General features: G+C 67.0%; 21 protein-coding genes and 4 tRNA genes. 13 read left to right on the top strand and 12 right to left on the bottom strand.

What is annotated here, in order from left to right; all coding sequences use genetic code 11:
* Nucleotides 1-172 precede the first annotated feature (172 nt).
* The 3 genes from KPB06_RS16990 to KPB06_RS16980 form a co-directional block, all read right to left on the bottom strand.
* A tRNA-Leu gene (locus KPB06_RS16990) sits at nt 173-259 on the bottom strand.
* Between the two features lie 104 nt (nt 260-363).
* On the bottom strand, nt 364-1,353 hold the full coding sequence (locus KPB06_RS16985) for an aliphatic sulfonate ABC transporter substrate-binding protein (RefSeq protein WP_275906171.1): 990 nt from the start codon (nt 1,351-1,353) through the stop codon (nt 364-366).
* Between the two features lie 340 nt (nt 1,354-1,693).
* Nucleotides 1,694-1,780, bottom strand: a tRNA-Leu gene (locus tag KPB06_RS16980).
* Nucleotides 1,781-1,954: 174 nt separating this feature from the next.
* On the opposite strand from KPB06_RS16980, the gene KPB06_RS16975 reads away from it, so the two are divergent.
* Complete coding sequence (locus KPB06_RS16975) at nt 1,955-2,224, top strand: hypothetical protein (protein WP_185723017.1); 270 nt, start codon at nt 1,955-1,957, stop codon at nt 2,222-2,224.
* Between the two features lie 172 nt (nt 2,225-2,396).
* On the opposite strand, the gene KPB06_RS16970 is transcribed toward KPB06_RS16975, so the two are convergent.
* A tRNA-Leu gene (locus KPB06_RS16970) sits at nt 2,397-2,483 on the bottom strand.
* Nucleotides 2,484-2,732: 249 nt separating this feature from the next.
* Between KPB06_RS16970 and rnr the strand changes: the two genes are divergently transcribed.
* The 6 genes from rnr to KPB06_RS16940 all read left to right on the top strand — a co-directional run bounded on the left by rnr (nt 2,733) and on the right by KPB06_RS16940 (nt 9,951).
* Nucleotides 2,733-5,207 (top strand): ribonuclease R, encoded by a 2,475-nt coding sequence (rnr, locus tag KPB06_RS16965; RefSeq protein WP_275906170.1) that lies wholly within the window; start codon nt 2,733-2,735, stop codon nt 5,205-5,207.
* 148 nt (nt 5,208-5,355) lie between these two features.
* Complete coding sequence (gene rlmB / locus KPB06_RS16960) at nt 5,356-6,099, top strand: 23S rRNA (guanosine(2251)-2'-O)-methyltransferase RlmB (RefSeq protein WP_006484150.1); 744 nt, start codon at nt 5,356-5,358, stop codon at nt 6,097-6,099.
* A gap of 104 nt (nt 6,100-6,203) precedes the next feature.
* Entirely contained in the window at nt 6,204-7,076 is an 873-nt protein-coding gene (locus KPB06_RS16955) for an N-acetylmuramoyl-L-alanine amidase (protein WP_059584325.1), read from the top strand.
* A 92-nt stretch (nt 7,077-7,168) separates the two neighbouring features.
* Nucleotides 7,169-7,864, top strand: coding sequence for a ribose-5-phosphate isomerase RpiA (gene rpiA, locus KPB06_RS16950; RefSeq protein WP_059584323.1), 696 nt, complete (start codon nt 7,169-7,171; stop codon nt 7,862-7,864).
* Nucleotides 7,865-8,146: 282 nt separating this feature from the next.
* The gene (locus KPB06_RS16945; RefSeq protein ID WP_059584322.1) at nt 8,147-8,863 is read left to right on the top strand and encodes a FadR/GntR family transcriptional regulator; all 717 of its coding nucleotides are present in this window, start codon (nt 8,147-8,149) and stop codon (nt 8,861-8,863) included.
* A gap of 101 nt (nt 8,864-8,964) precedes the next feature.
* Nucleotides 8,965-9,951 carry a Gfo/Idh/MocA family protein gene (locus KPB06_RS16940; protein ID WP_059584320.1) on the top strand — a complete coding sequence of 329 codons (987 nt, stop codon included), beginning with the start codon at nt 8,965-8,967 and terminating at the stop codon, nt 9,949-9,951.
* Nucleotides 9,952-10,012: 61 nt separating this feature from the next.
* Here the strand turns inward: KPB06_RS16940 and KPB06_RS16935 are convergent, their stop codons facing one another.
* The 7 genes from KPB06_RS16935 to KPB06_RS16905 form a co-directional block, all read right to left on the bottom strand.
* Complete coding sequence (locus KPB06_RS16935) at nt 10,013-10,705, bottom strand: amino acid ABC transporter permease (protein WP_006484207.1); 693 nt, start codon at nt 10,703-10,705, stop codon at nt 10,013-10,015.
* A gap of 122 nt (nt 10,706-10,827) precedes the next feature.
* Nucleotides 10,828-11,622 carry a cystine ABC transporter substrate-binding protein gene (locus tag KPB06_RS16930; protein WP_059584318.1) on the bottom strand — a complete coding sequence of 265 codons (795 nt, stop codon included), beginning with the start codon at nt 11,620-11,622 and terminating at the stop codon, nt 10,828-10,830.
* Nucleotides 11,623-11,721: 99 nt separating this feature from the next.
* Nucleotides 11,722-12,759, bottom strand: coding sequence for a quinone-dependent dihydroorotate dehydrogenase (locus KPB06_RS16925; protein WP_063892440.1), 1,038 nt, complete (start codon nt 12,757-12,759; stop codon nt 11,722-11,724).
* Nucleotides 12,760-12,857: 98 nt separating this feature from the next.
* A complete protein-coding gene (locus KPB06_RS16920; RefSeq protein WP_059584315.1) occupies nt 12,858-13,688 on the bottom strand; it encodes an arginyltransferase in 831 nt (276 codons plus the stop codon).
* Nucleotides 13,689-13,721: 33 nt separating this feature from the next.
* The gene (gene aat / locus KPB06_RS16915) at nt 13,722-14,486 is read right to left on the bottom strand and encodes a leucyl/phenylalanyl-tRNA--protein transferase (protein WP_059584314.1); all 765 of its coding nucleotides are present in this window, start codon (nt 14,484-14,486) and stop codon (nt 13,722-13,724) included.
* 10 nt (nt 14,487-14,496) lie between these two features.
* On the bottom strand, nt 14,497-15,042 hold the full coding sequence (locus KPB06_RS16910) for an NUDIX hydrolase (RefSeq protein WP_006476111.1): 546 nt from the start codon (nt 15,040-15,042) through the stop codon (nt 14,497-14,499).
* Between the two features lie 183 nt (nt 15,043-15,225).
* Nucleotides 15,226-15,302 (bottom strand) — tRNA-Met (locus tag KPB06_RS16905).
* A 197-nt stretch (nt 15,303-15,499) separates the two neighbouring features.
* Between KPB06_RS16905 and KPB06_RS16900 the strand changes: the two genes are divergently transcribed.
* Genes KPB06_RS16900 through KPB06_RS16890 form a run of 3 tightly spaced genes read left to right on the top strand, consistent with a single transcriptional unit; the run spans nt 15,500 to nt 17,525 of the window.
* Nucleotides 15,500-15,997: a heme-degrading domain-containing protein gene (locus KPB06_RS16900; protein ID WP_006476110.1), complete on the top strand. Its 498-nt coding sequence runs from the start codon at nt 15,500-15,502 to the stop codon at nt 15,995-15,997.
* 9 nt (nt 15,998-16,006) lie between these two features.
* A complete protein-coding gene (locus tag KPB06_RS16895) occupies nt 16,007-16,339 on the top strand; it encodes a DMT family transporter (protein ID WP_371090929.1) in 333 nt (110 codons plus the stop codon).
* A gap of 31 nt (nt 16,340-16,370) precedes the next feature.
* Nucleotides 16,371-17,525, top strand: a complete 1,155-nt coding sequence (locus KPB06_RS16890; RefSeq protein ID WP_059584312.1) for an enoyl-CoA hydratase/isomerase family protein — start codon at nt 16,371-16,373, stop codon at nt 17,523-17,525.
* A gap of 127 nt (nt 17,526-17,652) precedes the next feature.
* On the opposite strand, the gene KPB06_RS16885 is transcribed toward KPB06_RS16890, so the two are convergent.
* On the bottom strand, nt 17,653-18,081 hold the full coding sequence (locus KPB06_RS16885; RefSeq protein ID WP_059584310.1) for a hypothetical protein: 429 nt from the start codon (nt 18,079-18,081) through the stop codon (nt 17,653-17,655).
* 341 nt (nt 18,082-18,422) lie between these two features.
* Here KPB06_RS16885 and ssuD point away from each other — a divergent pair, with 341 nt between their 5' ends.
* The 3 genes from ssuD to KPB06_RS16870 are packed head-to-tail and all read left to right on the top strand — an operon-like array spanning nt 18,423 to nt 21,365.
* Nucleotides 18,423-19,580: an FMNH2-dependent alkanesulfonate monooxygenase gene (ssuD, locus tag KPB06_RS16880; protein ID WP_059584309.1), complete on the top strand. Its 1,158-nt coding sequence runs from the start codon at nt 18,423-18,425 to the stop codon at nt 19,578-19,580.
* 16 nt (nt 19,581-19,596) lie between these two features.
* Complete coding sequence (gene ssuC, locus KPB06_RS16875; RefSeq protein WP_059584307.1) at nt 19,597-20,409, top strand: aliphatic sulfonate ABC transporter permease SsuC; 813 nt, start codon at nt 19,597-19,599, stop codon at nt 20,407-20,409.
* Nucleotides 20,406-21,365 carry an ATP-binding cassette domain-containing protein gene (locus KPB06_RS16870; RefSeq protein ID WP_059584305.1) on the top strand — a complete coding sequence of 320 codons (960 nt, stop codon included), beginning with the start codon at nt 20,406-20,408 and terminating at the stop codon, nt 21,363-21,365. The genes ssuC and KPB06_RS16870 overlap by 4 nt, the downstream gene beginning before the upstream one ends.
* Nucleotides 21,366-21,402 lie beyond the last annotated feature (37 nt).

Genomic DNA, 21,402 nt, shown 5'->3' with positions numbered 1-21,402 from the left:
ATTTGTCTGGTGAATGTGGGGCCGGCCGCGCGTCGCGATTGTCGCTCGGGCCTGCATGCGCGGGCTTGCAAGCGCAGCCTTTTGAGTCCTCGCGCAAAGCGCGCAGGCGCTTTGCTTCCTGGGCTTGAAATGAAAAAGGCCGGCTAGAAGCCGACCTTTTTAAAAAAACAGATGGTGCCCAGGAGAGGACTCGAACCTCCACGATGTTGCCACCGCTAGGACCTGAACCTAGTGCGTCTACCAATTCCGCCACCTGGGCACGTTTCGCTTGCTGCGATGCGAAAGACCGAAATTATAGCGTGCTGATTGAGCCTGTCAACATAATTTCATTCGGGACGGTAAAAATAATGCGCCACGAGCCCGTCACGCGCCGACCGGTTCCGCACGCTTCGCGGCGAAATTCCAGCGCTGCGCCTGGCTCGTATCGACGCGGGCGGGTAGCAGTCCAGCCGCCAGGAACGTATCGGCGATCTTCTGCTGTTCGCCGAAGTTTTGCGTGGTCACCGCGCGGACGAGGTAGCTGCGTCGCGCATTCGCCCGCGCGATCGTCGCGGCATCGAGCCCCCAGATCGGTGCGAGCGTGTTCGCGGCCTCCTGCGGATGGTCGCGCAGCCACGCGCCGGCCAGCGACAGTTGGTCGAACAGAATCTGGACGACGTCGGGGCGCGCGGCGGCAAAGCTGCTCGATGCAAGGTAATAGCGCTGGTACGACGCGAGTCCGTTGCCGTCGGCCAGGATCCGTACGTCGGGATTCCGGTCGACCGACGCGACATAGGGGTCCCACGTGATCCATGCGTCCACGCTGCCGCGCTCGAACGCGGCGCGGCCGTCCGCGGGCGTCAGGTAATGGATCGCCACCTCGGCGGGCGCGAGCTTCGCGCGTGCGAGCGCGGCAAGCAGCAGGTAGTGGCTGCCGGCCGCCTTGGTGACCGCGATACGCCGGCCCTTGAGATCGGCGAGCGTGCGCAGCGCGCTGTCCTGCTTGACGACGATCGCCTGCGCTTTCGGCGAAGGCGCCTCCTGCGCGACGTACACGAAACGCGCATGCGCGGCCTGTGCGAAGACCGGGACCGTATCGGCCACATCGGCACTGAAGTCGACGGCGCCGACGTTGAGCGCTTCGGTCAGCGGCAATCCGCTCGCGAATTCATGCCATGACACGCGCAGGCCGAGCGGCGTCAGCGCCTGCTCAAGCGTGCCGCGCGTCTTGAGCAGCGTGATCAGCGTCGACGACTTCTGGTAGCCGATGCGCAATGTGCCCGGCGCATTCTCGGCGTGCGCGCGGACGCCGGCGGCAGCGAGGCCTGCGGCCAGCATTGCGCGTGCGAATGCGCGGCGGTTCATCGACGTCATGAAGGGTTCCTCGTTGGATGCGTTGAAAGCGAGGCGGCTAACGTAACAACGGGAGAGGGTGATTGATAACCGATAAATTCTGCTATCGATCGGAGCGGCCGACATAAGGGCCGAAGACAGGCGCTTTGCTTCCTGGGCTTGAAATGAAAAAGGCCGGCTTAGAAGCCGACCTTTTCGAAAACAGATGGTGCCCAGGAGAGGGCTCGGTCACCCATGCGCGACCCCGGCTGCGCTTGCAAGCGCAGCCTTTCGAGTCCTCGTGCAAAGCGCGCAGGCGCTTTGCTTCCTGGGCTTGAAATGAAAAAAGGCCGGCTAGAAGCCGACCTTTTTAAAAAACAGATGGTGCCCAGGAGAGGACTCGAACCTCCACGATGTTGCCACCGCTAGGACCTGAACCTAGTGCGTCTACCAATTCCGCCACCTGGGCACGTTTCGCTTGCTGCGATGCGAAAGACCGCAATTATAGCTGGTCCCGAGTGGCTGTCAACACAATTTCATCGGAGCTCCCAAAATATTCAGTCGCGCTCGATCGCCCGCTCGCACCTCCTAAAACGTTGCGCGGCGAGGTTCCGGTGCCCGTGGCCCCGTATCGACGCGATCCATGGCTCGGACCGGCAATTCGGACCACGAACTGTCGCATGTCGCGCTGCAGGCGATTCGCGTCGCGGGGATGTCGCTGCCGGCCGCGGCCCTCTCGAACAAAGGCGAGTTCAAGATCCAGAACGACGATCGCTTTTCCCGTGCATTCCACTGGATCTTCGCGGTCGTGATCCCGTGCACGATGGTGGCCGGATGCTCGCTGCTCTTCATTACCAGCCGGATGTCTGGCGTTTCGTGTCGACACGCAACGGGTTGCTCGCGTGCCGCCTGAGCCGGTGAAAGGGAGGGCTGGCGCGCGACCGCGTAGGTACGGCCGGCCGCGTCCGCCGGGCAAACGAAAAAAGGTCGGCTTTCGCTGACCTTTTTGAATGCAGGAAGCACTTTTCTTCCTGGGCTTGAAATGAAAAAAGGCCGGCTAGAAGCCGACCTTTTTAAAAAACAGATGGTGCCCAGGAGAGGACTCGAACCTCCACGATGTTGCCACCGCTAGGACCTGAACCTAGTGCGTCTACCAATTCCGCCACCTGGGCACGTTTTGCAGTAGCTGCTTGCTGCAAAGAAGCGAAATTATAGCGCCCCAATTATCCCTGTCAACACTTTTTTGCGATGCACCGCAAACCGGCCGCCGCCGCGCCTGCGCGCGGCATTCCCGACATTTGGCGACACGGGCGGGTGATAGAATGACCCGCCGCCGTCAATATAGAACTGTCAGACGGACACCTCTATGTTGATGCCGTGCACCATCAGTCAACGCAACGAGAACAATCATCGACAAACCCTTGAGCAAATATCCGTACCCCATTCCGAGCCGTGAAGAAATTCTCGGCGTGCTGCGTACGAGCGACGCGCCGCTAGCCGCCAACGACATCGCCGAAGCCCTGTCGATCAAGCGTCAGGAGCGCGAGGGGTTCTTCCGGCGGGTCGCCGCGATGGAGCGCGATGGCCAGATCCGCCTCGACAAGCGCGGCCACTACCAGTTGACCCATCCGTCGAATTTCGTCGCGGGGCGTGTGCAGGGGCATCGCGACGGCTACGGGTTCGTGATCCGCGACGACGGCCAGGACGACCTCTTCCTCCCGAACGGCGAAATGCAGAAGGTGATGCACAACGATCGCGTCCTCGCGCGGATCGTCGGCTACGATCGCCGCGGCCGCCCGGAAGGGCATGTCGTCGAAGTCACCGAGCGCGCGAACAAGCGCGTGATCGGCCGCCTGCTGAACGAGAACGGTGCGCTGATCGTCGCGCCGGAAGACAAGCGTATCGGCCACGATATCCTGATCACGCAGAACGTGAAGAAGGCGAAGGTCGGGCAGGTCGTCGTCGTCGAGCTGACCGATTTCCCGAGCCGCCATTCGCAGGCGCTCGGCCGTGTCGTCGAGGTGCTCGGCGATATCGACGATCCGGGCATGGAAATCGAGATCGCGGTGCGCAAGTACGGCGTGCCGCACGAATTCAGCCAGCCGGCGCTCGACGAAGCCGCCGCGCTGCCCGACAAGGTGCGTCCGGCCGACCTGCGTTTCCGCGTCGACTTGCGCGACGTGCCGCTCGTGACGATCGACGGCGAGGATGCGCGCGACTTCGACGATGCCGTCTATTGCGAGCCGGTGAAGGTCGGCCGCGGCGACGGCTACCGGCTGATCGTCGCGATCGCCGACGTGTCGCACTACGTCCAGCCGGGCAGCGGCCTCGATGCCGACGCGCTCGAGCGCAGCACGTCGGTCTACTTCCCGCGCCGCGTGATCCCGATGCTGCCGGAGAAGCTGTCGAACGGGCTCTGTTCGCTGAACCCGCAGGTCGACCGCTGCGTGCTCGCATGCGACATGGTGATCACCGCGCGCGGCGAGATCAAGGCATACCAGTTCTATCCGGCCGTGATCCATTCGGCGGCGCGCCTCACATACACCGAAGTCGCCGCCGTGCTGTCGAACACGAAGGGGCCGGAGGCCGCGCGCCGCGCGGATCTGCTGCCGCACCTGCAGGATCTGTACGGCGTCTACAAGTCGCTGTTCGCCGCACGTCAAAAGCGCGGCGCGATCGATTTCGACACGACCGAGACCTACATCGTCTGCAACTCGCAAGGCAAGATCGAGCAGATCGTGCCGCGCCAGCGCAACGACGCGCACAAGCTGATCGAGGAATGCATGCTGGCCGCGAACGTCTGCGCGGCCGATTTCCTGAAGCGCAACAAGCATCCGGGCCTGTACCGCGTGCACGCGGGGCCGACGCCGGAGAAGCTCGAGAACCTGCGCGCGTTCCTGCGCGGCATGGGCCTGTCGCTCGGCGGCGGCGACAAGCCGCACGCGAGCGACTACGCGGCGCTGATGGCGCAGATCCGCGACCGGCCGGACGCGCAGATGCTGCAGCCGATGCTGCTGCGCTCGATGCAGCAGGCCGTCTACAGCCCGGACAACATCGGCCACTTCGGTCTCGCATACGAGGCGTACGCGCACTTCACGAGCCCGATCCGCCGCTACCCGGACCTGCTCACGCATCGCGCGATCTACGCGATCCTGTCCGGCAAGAAGTACGTGCCGAAGGCGCCTGAAGGCTTCGAGCTGAACACCGCGCTGTCGCCGCGCGCCCGCGCGATGCAGCAGGCCGACGACGAGGCGCGCGGCCGCTCGCGTTCGAACACGGCGATCTGGGAGGAGCTCGGCCTGCACTGCTCGGCGAACGAGCGCCGTGCGGACGAGGCGTCGCGCGACGTCGAGGCGTGGCTCAAGTGCTACTTCATGCGCGACAAGCTCGGCGAGGAGTACGGCGGGATGGTGAACGGCGTGACGTCGTTCGGCATCTTCGTGCAGCTCGACACGCTGTTCATCGAAGGGCTCGTGCACGTGACGGAGCTCGGCTCCGACTACTTCCAGTACGACGAGATCAAGAACGAGCTGCGCGGCGAACGCACGGGTATCCGTTATCGCCTGTCGGACCGCGTGCGCGTGCAGGTGAGCCGCGTCGATCTCGACGCGCGCAAGATCGATTTCCGCCTCGTGCGCGATACGCCGGTGAAGGCGCCGCGTCCGTCGCCCGCACCTGCTGCCGGCGTCGATCGCAACGGCAGCGGCCCGCGCGTGCGTGCGCTGCCGCCGGTGGAGGACACCGTGCCGCGTGGCAAGAAGGCCGCGAGCGCGCCGAGCGTCGCGGTGAAGGAAGCGCGCGCCGCACGTGGCGCCGCGAAGAAGAAGGGCGGCGGTGGCGGCGGCGCGCCGGCGAAGCCGACCGCGAAGAAGGCCCGCGCCCGCAAGAAGTACTGAGCGTTCGGGGCGGCGTGTGCGCACGCCCTGCAGTATCGAGAGACGCCGCGTTATCGGCCATCGGCCGGCCACGCGGCGCTTTCCTTTTCCATGGATCGCGGCTGCGCGCATCGCGCGGCCGCCTGTTTGATCGAAGGTTGTTCCAGTCATGTCACGTCTGAAGGTTCTTTACGGTTTTCATGCGGTGACCGCACGTTTGCGGCACGATGCATCGACGGTGGCGGAGGTGCTGTACGACCAGACGCGCCGCGACCGCCGCATGCAGGAGTTCCTGCACGCCGCGAAGGAAGCGGGCGTGCGGCTGATCGCAGCCGACGAAACGCGCCTGTGGGGTCTCGCGCATACCGAGCGCCACCAGGGCGTCGTCGCACGCGTCGAGGACATGCCGCTCGCGCAGAACCTGTCCGAGCTGCTCGACGGCATCAACGGGCCTGCGCTGCTGCTCGTGCTCGACGGCGTCACCGATCCGCACAATCTCGGCGCCTGCCTGCGGGTCGCCGATTCGGCCGGCGCGCACGCGGTCATCGCGCCGCGCGATCGCGCGGTCGGCCTGAACGCGACTGCCGCCAAGGTGGCGAGCGGTGCAGCCGATACCGTGCCCTACATCACCGTGACGAACCTCGCCCGTGCGCTGCGCGAGCTGAAGGAAGCCGGCGTGTGGATCATCGGGACGTCGGACGAGGCGCCGGCGACGCTCTACGAAACGAAGCTCGACGGCCCGGTCGCGCTCGTGATGGGCGCGGAAGGCGAAGGCATGCGCCGGCTCACGCGCGACACCTGCGACGAAGTGATGAGCATCCCGATGGCCGGCAGCGTGGAAAGCCTGAACGTGTCGGTCGCGAGCGGCGTTTGCCTGTACGAAGCCGTGCGCCAGCGGCGCGTGAAGGGCTGAGCCCCGGGTCCGCCCGTCCCGCGCGCGATGCGCGGGCGTCGAATCACCCAAGCGACGCGTGCCCCGATGCAAGGCGGCACGCGGCTACCCGGAACCCGCGACCGATGACCCTGTTTCGTGCCGGCATCTCCTGCGCCGTGCTCGGCCTGCTGGCGGCCTGCACGTCGCCGTCGCTCGTCGAGCGCGGCACCTACTACGCCGACACGAGCCTGCACGCGCGCGGCGCCGATTCGCGGATTCGCTTTCTCGTGATGCACTACACCGAAAGCGACGAGACGAAATCCTTGCGCACGTTGACCGGCGATTCGGTCAGCGTGCACTACGTCGTTCCGCCGCGGCCGCCCACCGAGCGCGGGATGCCCGTCGTCCACCAACTCGTTCCGGAAGCGCGGCGTGCATGGCACGCGGGCGTCAGCGAGTGGCAGGGCACGACCGAGCTGAACGCGGTGTCGATCGGCATCGAGAACGTGAACCGCGGCCCGCTCGACCCGCAGCAGCGCACCTGGCAGCCGTATCCACCCGAACAGGTCGACGCGCTGATCCGCCTGTCGAAGGACATCGTCGCGCGCTACGGGATTGCGCCGACGCGCGTGGTCGGGCACAGCGACATCGCGCCGCAACGCAAGATCGATCCCGGGCCGCTGTTCCCGTGGCATGCGCTCGCGCAAGCAGGCATCGGCGCGTGGCCGGACGACGCCACCGTTGCCGCGCGGCTCGGCGGCCGCGACCCGCACGCGCCGGTCGACGTGCGCGAACTGCAGCTCAAGCTCGCGCGCTACGGCTACGACGTGCCGACCGACGGCGTGCTCGACACGCGCACGCGGCGCGTGTTCGCGGCGTTCCAGATGCATTTCCGGCCGTCCGACTACGCGGGCGACCCGGACGCGGAAAGCGACGCGATCGCGCAGGCGCTGCTCGACAAGTACTTCCCCGGCGCGCAAACGGCGGTTCCCGCTCCGGTGGCCGACACGCGCTGAATGCGCGGCGCATTGCACGCCGAAAAACGCGGGGGCGTCCGCCGACTCCGGTAAACTGGCGGTTTTCAGCAATCCCGCAGCATTACCACGCCATGACTCAAGACGAACTCAAACGCCTCGTCGGCCAGGCCGCCGCCGATTACGTGATCCAGAACGTGCCGGAAGGCGCCGTGATCGGTGTCGGCACCGGCTCGACCGCCAACTGCTTCATCGACGCGCTCGCGGCCGTCAAGTCGCGCTATCGCGGCGCCGTGTCGAGCTCGGTCGCCACGACCGAACGCCTGAAATCGCACGGCATCAAGGTGTTCGACCTGAACGAGATCGACTCGCTGCAGGTGTACGTCGACGGCGCCGACGAGATCGACGCCGGCGGCGCGATGATCAAGGGCGGCGGCGGCGCGCTGACGCGTGAGAAGATCGTCGCGTCGGTGGCCGACACGTTCGTCTGCATTGCGGACGCGAGCAAGCGCGTGCCGGTGCTCGGCGCGTTCCCGCTGCCGATCGAGGTCGTACCGATGGCGCGCACGGCGATCGGCCGGCGCGTGACCGCGCTCGGCGGCGTGCCCGTGCTGCGCGTGACGAAGGACGGCGCACCCTACATCACCGACAACGGCAACGAGATCATCGACGTGAAGGGCCTGCAGATCGCCGATCCGCGCGGTTTCGAGGCACAGGTGAACGCATGGCCGGGCGTCGTGACGGTCGGCCTGTTCGCGGAGCGCGGCGCGAATCTGTGCTTGCTCGGCACGGAAAACGGCGTTGAAACGATCGCTTATCCGGCTGGCTGAAACTGAATGAGAAGCAGTCCGTAACGGCGCGGTATCGGTCGTCACGGATTGCATAGTTAAATCTTGTGGAAACCGGGGTCCGGCAGGCGCGGCGCGCTTCCCGGGCTTTTTTTTTAGCCGTATAAATCACCTCGTTCAAAAGAGGGATAACCCTGTCAGGTGTTTACCAGATAGCGAAATATCGTCGAACTCATCAACTTATAGATCATAAGAACAGAGTAGTAACCAGGGCCGGCGGAACTGCGGAGCAGGTGTTCGCAAATCGACGCACGGGGAGGTGTCATGGAGCAGGGCAAAGACCGGTCACTGGTCGCCAAAGTGATGGATGGGCTTGTCGCGGGTATCGTCGAGGACAAGTACGGCGGCATCTTGCCGCCGCAGGACGTGCTGTCGAAAGAGTTCGACGTGAGCCGCACGGTGATGCGGGAGGCGTTGTCGATGTTGCTTGCGCGCGACATGCTCGACGTGCGTCCGAAAGTCGGGACGCGCGTGCGGCCGATGCGCGACTGGCGGATGATCGACGAAGACGTCGTGAGCTGGCGATTTCGGGCAAAGCCCGATCCGCAGTTCATGCGCGACGTCATCGAATTCCGGATGCTGATCGAACCACGCGCGACCGCGCAGGCGGCCGTGCGTGCGACGGCCGCCGACATCGCGGGCATTCGCGAAGCGTTCGATGCGTTCAAGGTGCTGCAGCCGGGCGATTCCGGCTACGACACGGCGGACGAGTTGCTGCATACGCGGATCGTCCAGGCAAGCGGCAACCAGTTCTTCCAGCAGATGGCGGCGATCGTGCGCGGGGCGGTGCGTCTCGTGAATCCGCGCGTCGTGCAGAAGGAAGGCGCGCACGACATCGCGGTGAAGGCGCATGCGCGCGTCGTCGACGCGATCGAGCGGCGCGACCCGCGAGAAGCCGAAGCAGCGTCCCTCGCGCTGATCGATTTCAGCGCGGACGAGATTTCGCGCGATTTCTCGGTCGACGTGCCGGTGCGGGCCTGACGGCGCGCGTGTCGTCCATCCGTGTGCCGCGGGGCCGTTTATCATGACGGCCGGCCGGCAGCGTGCCGGCAACCGCCATACGACCGACACGGAAGATCAGGATGAACGACAACGACCATCGCCCGGTGCGCTTCGGCATCGTCGGCGCAGGCAGCATCGCGCGCCGCTTCGCGCAAAGCCTCGCGCACGTGCCGGGCGCCACGCTCGCCGGCGCCTGGGCCCGCCGCGCCGACGCAACGGCCGCCTTCTGCGAGACATGCGGCGGCACGCCTGCCGCGAGCCTCGACGCGCTCCTCGCGAGCGATATCGACGCGGTCTACATCGCGACGCTCCATGACAGTCATGCGCAGTACACGCTGGCCGCACTGGCTGCCGGCAAGGCGGTGCTGTGCGAGAAACCCGCCGCGCTGAACGCCGCGCAACTCGACACGGTGCTGCACGCGGCGCGCGCTGCCGGGCGGCTCTTCATGGAGGCGATGAAGCCGCCATTCTTTCCGCTGTACCGTCAGTTGCGTGCGCACCTGCGTGACGATCCGATCGGCGAGATCCGGCTCGTGCGGGCGGGCTGCGCATCGTCGTCGGTGCCGGAGGCGCATTCCGTCTATCGGCTCGATCGCGCGGGCGGCGCGCTGCTCGACATCGGCATCTACGAGGCGTTCCTTGCCGTCGACTGGCTCGGCGCGGCGCGCGACGTGCAGACGCTCGGACGCGTCGGCGCGACGGGCGTCGACCTGTTCGCGAGCCTGAACAGCGTGCATGAGAACGGCGGGATCGCACAGCTCTTTTGCGGTCTCGACGTGATGGGGCGCGGCGACGCGCTGATCGCCGCGGCGGGCGGCCACGTGACGATACACGAGAAGTGGTGGAACCCCGCGCGTGCGACGATCCGCTACGCGGACGGGCGCACCGTCGAGCTCGATGCGCCGGTCGACGGCGGCGGGCTGAACTACGAAACCGAGCACTTCTGCGATCTGCTGCGTGCGGGCGAGACCGAAAGCCCGATCATGACGCACGACCATTCGCGGCGGATGATCGCGATGACGGATGCGGCGCGCGCCGTGCTCGGCGTGCGCTATTCGGGCGAATAGACGGGAAGACGGGAAAGCGGGCGTCGGGCCGGCGAGCGCCGGCCCGGTGCAACCGCGTGGCTCAGTGCCGCGACGGCAGCGACAGGCGCTTTTCGTACCAGCGCTGCACCCATTCGAGGATCTGGCACAGGATCCAGTACACGGCCGCGGCGGCGAGATAGAGCGGCAGCGGCTGATAGGTCGCGGCGATCACTTCCTGCGCGCTGCGCAGCAGTTCGGTCACGGTGATCACGGACACGAGCGACGTGTCCTTGATCAGGCTGATCAGGCTGTTCGACAGGCTCGGCACCGCGATGCGCAGCGCCTGCGGGCCGATCACGTAGCGCAGCGTCTGCCCCCACGACAGCCCCAGGCTGTACGCGGCGAGCCACTGGCCGCGCGCGATCCCGTTGATCGCGCCGCGCATGCTTTCCGACATGTAGGCCGCGACGTTCGCGGAGAGCGCGATGACGCCGGCCGGCGTCGGATCGAGCGAGATGCCGAGGCTCGGCAACCCGTAATAGATGACGAAGATCTGCACGAGCAGCGGCGTGCCGCGCATCAGGCTCACGTACGCGCGCGCCAGCCACGCGAGCGCGTTGACCCAGATGCGCTCGAAGCCGTCGAGCGCTTCGCTCTGCCGGATGCCCATCATCGCGAGCACGACGGCGCCAAGCAGGCCGAACACCATCGACAGCACGGCGAACTTGACGGTCAGCACGGCACCCTGGGCGAGCACCGGCAGCGATTGGACGAGCAGGGACGTTGTCGACATGGAATACGAAGCGAATGCGTGCGCGAAAGCGCAATCATAAACCGGACCGATAAAACAAAGGGCGGCATCGTTGCGGATGCCGCCCTTTCCGGCCCGCCGTCAGGCGGGAAATGCAGGCGTGCTTACTTGAGCGGTTTCGTCACGTCGATGCCGAACCACTTGTCGGAGATCTTCGTGAACGTGCCGTCGGCTTCGAGTTGCGCCATCGCGTCGTCGATCGCCTTCTGGAACTTCGGGTTGCCCTTCTTGAACGGGATGCCCGACGGGTTCGCCGAACCGACGTTCGCGCCCGGGCGCAGCGGCAGCTGCGAATTCTTCGTCAGGTACGCGAGCATCAGGCGGTCGTTGAGCGCCGCGTCGAGGCGCCCGGCCGCGAGATCGCGCAGGTACTCGGGCGCGCCCGGGTACGTCTTCACGTCGATGCCCGGCACCGATTTCGCCATGTCCATGTAGTTCGTGCCGAGCGCGACGCCGAGCTTCTTGCCCTTCAGGTCTTCCAGCGACTTGAACGCGCGCGTGTCGTCCTTGCGCTGGATCAGCTGCGCGGACGAGTACGTGTATGCGGGCGAGAAGTCGAGCGTTTCCTTGCGCTTGTCGGTGATGCCGACCTGGTTGACGATCACGTCGAACTTGCCGGCCTGCAGGCCCGCGATGATGCCGCTCCATTCGGTCGTCACGAATTCGGCCTTCACGCCGAGCTTCGCCGCGACGGCCTTCGCGATGTCGACGTCGAAGCCGACGAGGTCGCCTTGCGGGCTCTTCGAGTTGAACGGCGGGAACGTGCCTTCGAGGCCGACGCGCAGCGTGCCGCGTTGTTTGACCTGGTCGAGGAGGTCGGCCGCATGCGCGGTTGCCGCGGCGAACGACATGCCGATCGCGCCGGCAACCAGCAGCTTCTTCAACAGCGGAAATTTCATCGTGTGTGTCCTTGCCCTGGTGGGGTCAATGGTTTTCGTCATACGGCGATGATAGCAAAAATGCTATCGATAGCTAAATATACTTTGCTTATGGCTATATTACGCGCCGCGTTCGCTGGCGATCGCCTTCACGCATTCCGACACGAGCGCCGGGCCGCGATAAATGAAGCCGGTATAGAGCTGGACGAGCGCCGCGCCGGCCGCCAGCTTCGCACGGGCATCCTCGCCCGAGAAAATGCCGCCGACGCCGATGATCGGCACGTCGTTGCCGACTTCCGCATGCAGCTTGCGGATCACTTCGTTCGATGCGTCGAACACCGGGCGGCCCGACAGGCCGCCGGCTTCGTCCGCATGCGGCAGGCCCTGGACGGCCGCGCGCGACAGCGTCGTATTGGTGGCGATGACCGCTTCGATCTTGTGGCGCAGCAGCGTGTCGCCGATTTCCTTGACCTGTTCGTCGTCGAGATCGGGCGCGATCTTCAGTGCGAGCGGAACGAGCTTGCCGTGCAGGTCGGCGAGGCGCTGCTGCTTGTCCTTCAGCGCGGCGAGCAGCGCGTCGAGCTCGCCCGCGCCCTGCAACTGGCGCAGGTTCTTCGTGTTCGGCGACGAGATGTTGATCGTCACGTAGCTCGCGAACGGATACACGCGCTCGAGGCAGTACAGGTAATCCTCGGCCGCGCGCTCGATCGGCGTGTCGGCGTTCTTGCCGATGTTCAGGCCGAGGACGCCGCGATAGCGGGCGGCCTGGACGTTCTTCACGAACTGGTCGACGCCGTGGTTGTTGAAGCCCATCCGGTTGATCAGCGCTTCCGCCTGCGGCAGCCGGAACATCCGCGGGCGCGGATTGCCGGGCTGCGGGCGCGGCGTGACCGTGCCGACCTCGATGAAGCCGAAGCCGAGCGCCGCGAGGCCGTCGATGGCCGCGCCGTCCTTGTCGAGGCCGGCCGCGAGGCCGACCGGGTTGCGGAACGTGAGCCCCATCACGGTACGCGGCGCGTCGGGCACGCGCGCCGACAGCGCGCAGGCGAGGCCCGTACGGCCGGCCGCGCCGAGCGCGCGCAGCGTAAGGTGGTGAGCGTCTTCCGCATCCATCTTGAACAGGGATGCGCGGGCCAGCGGGTAGAGGGAACTGAACACGGGAATGGGGCGGACGGCCGGAATGAATGACAACCCGCTATTTTACCGGGAGTTGCGCGGCACGGGCGCGCTTCGCTTCGTAGCCGCCGCGACGCGCGTCAGCTCGACCCGGAATGCCCGCCCGGCAACGGCGCGCGCGCGAGCGCCGCGTCGACGGGCGGCAGGTCGACCCGTTCCGGATCGAGCGTCTTCCAGCGGCCGTCGATCAGCCCTTCGAGCGGATGGAAGTTCGCCTTGTAGGCCATCTTCGGGCTCTCGCGGATCCAGTAGCCGAGGTACACGTAGGGCAGCCCGAGGCTCTTCGCCTGCTCGATCTGCCACAGGATGTTGTAGGTGCCGTAGCTCGTGTGCCGGTCGTCGGGCTCGAAGAACGTATAGACCGACGACAGGCCGTCGCCGAGGATGTCGATCATGCTGACCATCCGCAGCTTGCCGGGTTCGCCGCCCGGCGCGTCGAGGTCGCGGAATTCGACGAGGCGCGAGTTGATCCGGCTTTGCAGCAGGAACTGTTCGTACTGGTCGCGGCTGTCGCGGTCCATGCCGCCGCCCGCATGGCGCGCGGACTGGTAGCGCATGTAGAGCGCGTAGTGTTCTTCGTCGTAGTGCAGCGGCGACACCGTCGCGACCAGCGCGCGATGCCGTTTCCACATCCGGCGCTGCGTGCGCGTCGGCGCGAACGCGGCGACCGGCACGCGCACCGGCACGCATGCGCGGCAGCCGTCGCAGTACGGGCGGTACGTGAACACGCCCGAGCGGCGGAAGCCGGCCTTCACGAGCTCGGTGTAGATGTCGGAATTGATCAGGTGGCTCGGCGTCGCGACTTGCGAGCGCGCGATGCGGCCGTCCAGATAACTGCACGGATAGGGCGCCGTTGCATAGAATTGCAGCGCCGAAAGCGGTGAAAGCGGCAGCTCAGTCGGATGAGTCATGGGCAGCTCTCGATGCAGGGAAGGAGTGCCGCGCTAGCGCTCGGTCCCGGTGGGCGCCGCCGTTTCGGCGGGGCTCGTCAGCGCGGCGAGCACGCGCTTGTCGAAGTGCCACGGAATCGGCGGTTCGGCTACCGCGCGGCGCACGTGAGCGACAAAGGCCTTGCGTGCGATCTCGCGGCCGCCGAGCGACGCTAGATGCGACGTATTCTGCTGGCAGTCTATCATTTCCAGCCCGTGCTCGCGAAGGTGCGCGACGAGCGCGGCCAGCGCGATTTTCGACGCGTCGGTCACGTCCGCATACATCGACTCGCCGAAAAACATCCGGCCGAACGACACGCCGTACAGGCCGCCGACGCGGCGCCCGTCGTGCCACGTCTCGATGCTGTGCGCGTTGCCGGAGCGGTAGAGCGACGTATAGGCGTCGATGATCTCGGCGGTGATCCAGGTGCCGCGCTGCCCGCGGCGCGGCGCCTGCGCGCAGGCGCGCATCACGCCGGGAAAGTCGTGATCGACGCGCACTTCCCATTGAGGCTCGCGCAGCACGCGCTTGAGCGTCTTGCGCAGCGAAGGCGACACCTTGAATTCGGCCGGCACGAGGATCATGCGCGGGTCGGGGCTCCACCACAGCACCGGCTGGCCGTCCGAGTACCACGGGAAGATGCCGCGCAGGTAGGCGTCGATGAGGCGCGACGGCAGCAGGTCGGCGCTCGCGGCGAGCAGCCCGGGCGCACCCGTCGCGGGGCCGAGCGCGCGCTCGATGGGCGGGAACGGATCGTCCGGGCCGAGCCAGGGAACCATGGGGCGCGGCTCAGCCGTTGCGCAGCGAGCGGAAGATATCGCCGGTGTGCACGCCGTAGTCGCCGGCGGCGCGATCGGCGAAGAAGAACCGCAGGGTCTGGCTGACGGTCGGGAACGCGATCTCGTCCCACGGGATGTCCGCTTCGTCGAACAGTTTCACCTCGAGGCTTTCCTCGCCGGCTTCGAAGCCCGGGTCGGTGAGTCGTGCGAGGTAGAACAGGTGGACCTGGTGCACGTGCGGCACGTTGAGCAGCGTGAACAGGTTCTGCACCTCGACGCGCGCGCCGGCCTCCTCGAGGGTTTCGCGCGCGGCGGCTTCCGCGGTCGTTTCGCCCATTTCCATGAAACCGGCCGGCAGCGTCCAGAATCCGTAGCGCGGTTCGATCGCGCGGCGGCACAGCAGGATCTGGTCGCCCCAGACCGGCACCGTGCCGACGACGTTGCGCGGATTCTGATAGTGGATCGTGCCGCAGTGATCGCAGACGAAGCGCTCACGATTGTCGCCCGGAGGAATGCGCGCGAGGACTTCGTGACCGCAGACGGAGCAGAATTTCATGTCGAGTGGAAGGGACGAGGTGATGCGAGTGTATCACCGGGCCGCGGCATTCTTGAACGCCTGCGCATGCGGCGGCGTGTCGTGCGAAACGGCGGGTGCGCAAGCGAAGGGCGCGCGGCGCCCGGACGCGCAAAAACAAAAAGCCCGACGCGAGGCCGGGCTTTCTGCGAAATTCTGGACGGTTGGTTGCGGGGGTAGGATTTGAACCTACGACCTTCGGGTTATGAGCCCGACGAGCTGCCAGACTGCTCCACCCCGCGTCCGTCGAAGAATTGAATTATAGGGGCTATCCCGAATGCGTGCAAGTGTTTTGTGACAATCGCATGGCGAGCGCTGGTGGGGCCGGTACGGGCAGGCACGTGCGCTAGAATCGAGCGGTTTGTGTCGTCATCCCGGCAGCGGCCCGGCGCGATCGCATCGGCGCCGTTGCGGCTCTCCTTACTGCATCGACGGATTCATGGACATCGCTCACGATCTGCAATCGATCGGCGCGCAGGAACAGGCGCTCGTGTTTCCCCATTTCGACCCGGCTCGCGCATGGGCGCTCGGCAACCGGATGCATGCGCTCGCGACGTCGCGCGGTCATGCGATCGCGATCGACATCGTCACGTTCGGCCAGCCGCTGTTTTACGCGGCGCTCGCCGGAGCCACGCCTGACAACGCCGACTGGGTGCGCCGCAAGCGCAACGTCGTCGCGCATTTTCGCCGCAGCTCGTACGCGATCGGCCTGCGCATGCAGCAGGCCGGCGCGACGCTCGCGGACAAGCACGGATTGCCGGTCGCCGAGTATGCGTCGCACGGCGGCTCGTTTCCGCTGACCGTCGCCGGCGCCGGCGTGATCGGCTCGATCACCGCGTCCGGGCTGCCGCAGCGCGCGGATCACGAGTTCGTCGTCGAGGCGCTGTGCGCCGAGCTCGGCCACGACTACGCGGTACTGGCCCTCGCAAGGAGCTGAGCGATGCAATTGCCCGGCTACGCATGGCTCGCGATCGCGATCGTCGCGGAAGTGATCGGCACGTCCGCGCTGCGCGCGGCGGACGGTTTCACGCGCTTGTGGCCGTCGGTGCTCGTCGTCGCCGGTTACGGCGTTGCGTTCTACTGCCTGTCGCTCACGTTGCGCACGATGCCGGTCGGCATCATCTATGCAGTCTGGTCGGGCGCCGGCATCGTGCTGATCACGCTCGTCGCGATGCTGCTCTATCGTCAGGTGCCGGACGTGCCGGCGGTGATCGGCCTCGGGCTGATCATCGCGGGTGTCGTGGTGCTGAACCTGTTCTCGAAGATGCAGGCGCACTGAGCGTGCGACTGCCGTTTGCCGGACGACCTTCATGACCGACTCCACTTCCGCCGCCGTTTCCGCCGAATCCGCCCAGCCCGACGTGCGCGCGTATGTCGCGAACCGCATCGGCTTTCTCGAACTGAACCGGCCGAAGGCGCTGAACGCGCTGTCGGTCGGCATGATCCGGCTGATGCAGCAGGCGCTCGACGCGTGGCGCGACGATCCCGACGTCGTCGCGGTCGTCGTGCACAGCCCGCATCCGCGCGCGTTCTGCGCGGGCGGCGACGTGCGCTTCTTCCACGACGCGTGGCAGCGCGGCGACCGCGACGCGGTCGACACGTTCTTCATCGAGGAATACACGCTGAACCATGCGATCTTCACGTATCCGAAGCCGTACATCGCGCTGATGCACGGTGTCGTGATGGGCGGCGGCATGGGGATCTCGCAGGCGGCGCGGCACACGGGCGGCCTGCGCGTCGTGACCGATTCGACGAAGATGGCGATGCCCGAAACGCGCATCGGCCTGTTCCCGGACGTCGGGATGAGCTGGTTTCTCGCGCGTACGCCCGGCGCGATCGGCCGCTATCTCGCGGTGACGGGCGCGACGCTCGACGCGGCCGGCGCGCTGTACGCGCAACTCGCCGACGTCTATCTGCCCGATGCCGCGCTGCCGGCGCTGCTCGACACGCTGCGCGGCGCGCGCATCGACAGCGGCGCGCAGGCCGTCGCGTGCGTGACCGACGCGGCTGCCGCGCACAAGGTCGTGCCGACGCCCGACACGTCGGCGCTTGCCGATGCGCGCGCCGGGATCGACCGGCATTTCGCGCAACCCGACCTCGACGCGATCCTCGCGTCGCTCGACGCCGAGCCCGATTGCGCGGCGGTGGACGGGTGGGTCGAGAAGGCGACCCATGCGATGCGCGAGCAGTTGTCGCCGCTGTCGATGGCCGTGTCGCTCCAAGTCGTCGAACGCGCGCGCGGCGCGACGATGGCCGATTGCCTGCGGCGCGATCTCGACCTCACGCGCTCGACCTTCGCGCACGGCGACGTGATCGAAGGCGTGCGCGCGCTGATCGTCGACAAGGATCATCAGCCGGTGTGGCGCTTCAAGTCGGCCGCCGACGTCGCGCGCGCCGACGTGCTCGCGATGTTCGACAGTCCGTGGACGCCCGACACGCATCCGCTGCGCAAGCTGAAGGACTGACGCCGATCGGGCTGGCCCGCGCGGCCGACCGGCGCGCGACACGGAAACGCAAAGGCCGCGTGCAGATGCACGCGGCCTTTTTCATGGAAGTCGGCTGGTCGCGAAGGACGCGTCGCGCGCGCCGGCGTTATTCGTCGCCCGCGTCGTCCGACATGAACGCGCGCATGAACACGAGCGCGCCGAAGCCCCACACCGCATTCGCCGCGAAGCCGGCCGCGAGCACGGGCAGCATGTTGCCCGACGGCCAGATGCCGCGCAGCGGATCGATCGCGAACACGCGGGCGGCCGTCAGCACGATACCGCCGAACACCAGCGCGCCGATCCACGATGCTTCGCGCTCGGGCGAGACGCGCAACAGCCACGCCATCGGAATCGCGCAGCACGCGCTGATCAGTGCGTTCGCGACAAATTCAGGAATGCCGAGCGGCGCGAACGGTTGTGTCGAGAAACCGGTTGCGGCGATCAGGTCGGCCGTGTGGAGAAGGGCGAGCGTGGCCTCGCGGAAGAACAGGGCGGCCAGGAAGCCGGACAGGAAGGGCAGGATGACTTTCTGCATCGATGAGTGCACCGCAGGCGCGCACGGCCGGGGCCGGGCGCGCGGAGTTATTCGGATAGGTGCGCCATTATAGGGCCCGGCCGCGGCGATATTCGCTCCAGCGTCGTGCTAATCACGAAAGCGGAAAACCTAAGCTCAAAAAAATCGTTCCAAAGCCTGGTACCGATCCCTAGACTGATTTCCCAGAAACAGCCGTGCGATCGCGTCCTCGTCCGCTGCACGGCGTGACCGGCGAGCCATCCCGATTCGAATGCACACCATGCATGCGTCGCTCATCCGCGACGCGAGCAGGGCGATGTTTTTTTCAAATTTCGGCAGTGACAGTCAAGCAGGAGCAGCAGATGAATGTGTTCTGGTTTATCCCCACGCATGGCGACAGCCGCTATCTCGGCACGGCCGAAGGCGCGCGCGCCGCGGACTACGATTACTTCAAGCAGGTCGCCGTGGCGGCGGACACGCTCGGCTACGACGGCGTGCTGCTGCCGACCGGCCGCTCCTGCGAGGATGCGTGGGTCGTCGCGTCGAGCCTGATTCCCGCGACGCAGCGCCTGAAGTTCCTGGTCGCCGTGCGCCCCGGCATCGCTTCGCCGGGGCTCGCCGCGCGGATGGCCGCGACGTTCGACCGCCTGTCGGGCGGCCGCCTGCTGATCAACGTCGTCACGGGCGGCGATGCGGCCGAGCTGGAAGGCGATGGCCTCTTCGCCGATCACGACACGCGCTACGAGATTACCGACGATTTCCTGAACATCTGGCGCGGGCTGCTTGCCGCGTCGCACGACAACGGCGGGTTCGACTACATCGGCAAGCACCTGCAGTCGAAAGGCGGCAAGGCGCTTTACCCGCCCGTGCAGCGCCCGCATCCGCCGCTGTGGTTCGGCGGCTCGTCGCCGGCCGCTCACGCGATCGCCGCCGATCACATCGATACCTACCTGACCTGGGGCGAGCCGCCCGAGGCCGTCGCGAAGAAGATCGCCGACATCCGTGCACGTGCCGACGCGCGCGGCCGCAAGATCAAGTTCGGCATCCGCCTGCACGTGATCGTGCGCGAGACCGAGGACGAAGCATGGCGTGACGCCGAGCGGCTGATCAGCCGGCTCGACGACGACACGATCGCACGTGCGCAGAAGGCGTTCGCGAACATGGATTCGGAAGGCCAGCGCCGGATGGCCGCGCTGCACGGCGGCAAGCGAGGCGGCCGCGAGGCGCTCGAGGTCTATCCGAACCTGTGGGCCGGCGTGGGGCTCGTGCGCGGCGGCGCCGGCACGGCGCTCGTCGGCAATCCCGAGCAGGTCGCGGAACGCATGCGCGAATACGCGGAGCTCGGCATCGAGACGTTCATCCTGTCCGGCTATCCGCACCTCGAGGAGTCGTATCGCTTCGCCGAGCTCGTGTTCCCGCTGATCAAGGGCAAGGGCGTGGAGAGAGCGGCCGGCCCGCTGTCGGGGCCGTTCGGCGAGATCGTCGGCAACAACTATCTGCCGAAGACGAGCCAGAGCTGAGCGACGGAGGCCTGCGATGACAACGAAAACCTCGACGACGGGCGTCGCCGTGGCCGCCCGCGCGTGGCGCGGCGTCGCGCCGTGGCTCGTGCCGCTCGCGTTGCTGGTGGTATGGGAAGTCGGTGCGCGCACCGGCTGGCTGTCGACCCGCGTGCTGCCCGAGCCGGTGGCGGTCGTGCGCGCGGCGTGGTCGCTCGTGACGTCGGGCGAAATGTGGGCGAACGTGAAAGTGAGTACGTGGCGCGCGCTGTTCGGCTTCGCGATCGGCGGCGGCGTCGGCCTCGCGCTGGGGCTCGCGACCGGGCTGTCGAAAGCGGCCGAGGTCGCGCTCGACTCGACGATCCAGATGATCCGCAACATTCCGGCGCTCGCGATGATTCCGCTCGTGATCCTGTGGTTCGGCATCGACGAGAAGGCGAAACTGTTCCTCGTCGCGCTCGGCGTGTTCTTCCCCGTCTACATCAATACGTATCACGGGATCCGCTCGGTCGACGCGAACCTGATCGAGATGGCGAAGAGCTACGGCGTGCGCGGCTTCGCGCTGTACCGCGACGTGATCCTGCCCGGCGCGTTGCCGTCGATCCTCGTCGGCGTGCGTTTCGCGCTCGGGCTGATGTGGGTGATGCTGATCGTCGCGGAAACGATCTCCGCGCAGTCGGGCATCGGCTACATGACGATGAACGCGCGTGAATTCCTGCAAACCGACGTGGTGGTGGTCGGCATCCTGCTGTACGCGGTGCTCGGCAAGCTGGCCGATGTGCTGGCGAAATCGATCGAGCGCGTGACGCTGCGCTGGCACCCCGCCTATCAATCAGGAGCAAAGGCATGAATGCGACGACTTCGGCGGCCGCCTACGGCCCGCTCGCCGGCGCAGACCTCGAGGCCGAGCTCGCGCAGGCCCGCGTCGCGGATGGCGACGCGCGCGATGCGGCGATCCTCGAACGCGACGGCAGCGCATCGGTCGTGCCGCTGGCACGGCGGCGCCCGGGCAGCCCGGCTCCCGACGACGCGGTCACGCTGTCGGGCGTCAGCAAGCGCTTCGGCGCCCGCACGGTGCTCGACAACGTCGAGCTCGGCATTGCGCGCGGCAGCTTCGTCGCGATCGTCGGCCGCAGCGGCTGCGGGAAATCGACGCTGCTGCGTCTCGTCGCGGGGCTCGAGCAACCGAGCAGCGGCGCGCTCGTGACGCGCGGCGAGGGCGGCGGCGCGCTCGATACGCGGATCATGTACCAGGATGCGCGCCTGCTGCCGTGGAAGACCGTGCTGCAGAACGTGATGCTGGGGCTCGGCCGCGGCGCGCGCGACCAGGCCCGCGCGGTGCTCGACGAAGTCGGGCTGCTGGAACGCGCGAACGACTGGCCCGCGCAACTGTCGGGCGGCCAGCGGCAGCGCGTCGCACTGGCACGCGCTCTCGTGCACCGGCCACAACTGCTGCTGCTCGACGAGCCGCTCGGCGCGCTGGACGCGCTTACCCGCATCGAGATGCATGCGCTGATCGAGCGCCTGTGGCGCGAACACCGGTTCACCGCGCTGCTCGTCACGCACGACGTGCAGGAGGCCGTCGCGCTCGGCGACCGCATCCTGTTGATCGAGCAGGGGCGGGTGGCGCTCGACCAGTCGGTGCCGCTCGACCGGCCGCGCGCCCGCGCGTCGGCCGCCTTCGCGGCGCTGGAGGACCGCGTGCTGAAACGCGTGCTCGCCGGCGGCCCCGGCGCGGGCGAGCACGACGCGGCGCATGAAGCAGACAAGGTTCGACCGGTCGGGCAGATCCGCTGGGCCGTTTAATTCCGGGCGGCTTCGGCCGCCCGTTCTGAGACTTTTT

Origin of the sequence: Burkholderia semiarida (assembly GCF_029268935.1) — a bacterium.
Classification (GTDB): domain Bacteria; phylum Pseudomonadota; class Gammaproteobacteria; order Burkholderiales; family Burkholderiaceae; genus Burkholderia; species Burkholderia semiarida.
The sequence above is the reverse complement of the archived record's forward strand: the minus strand, read 5'-3'. Positions and strand labels throughout refer to the sequence as shown.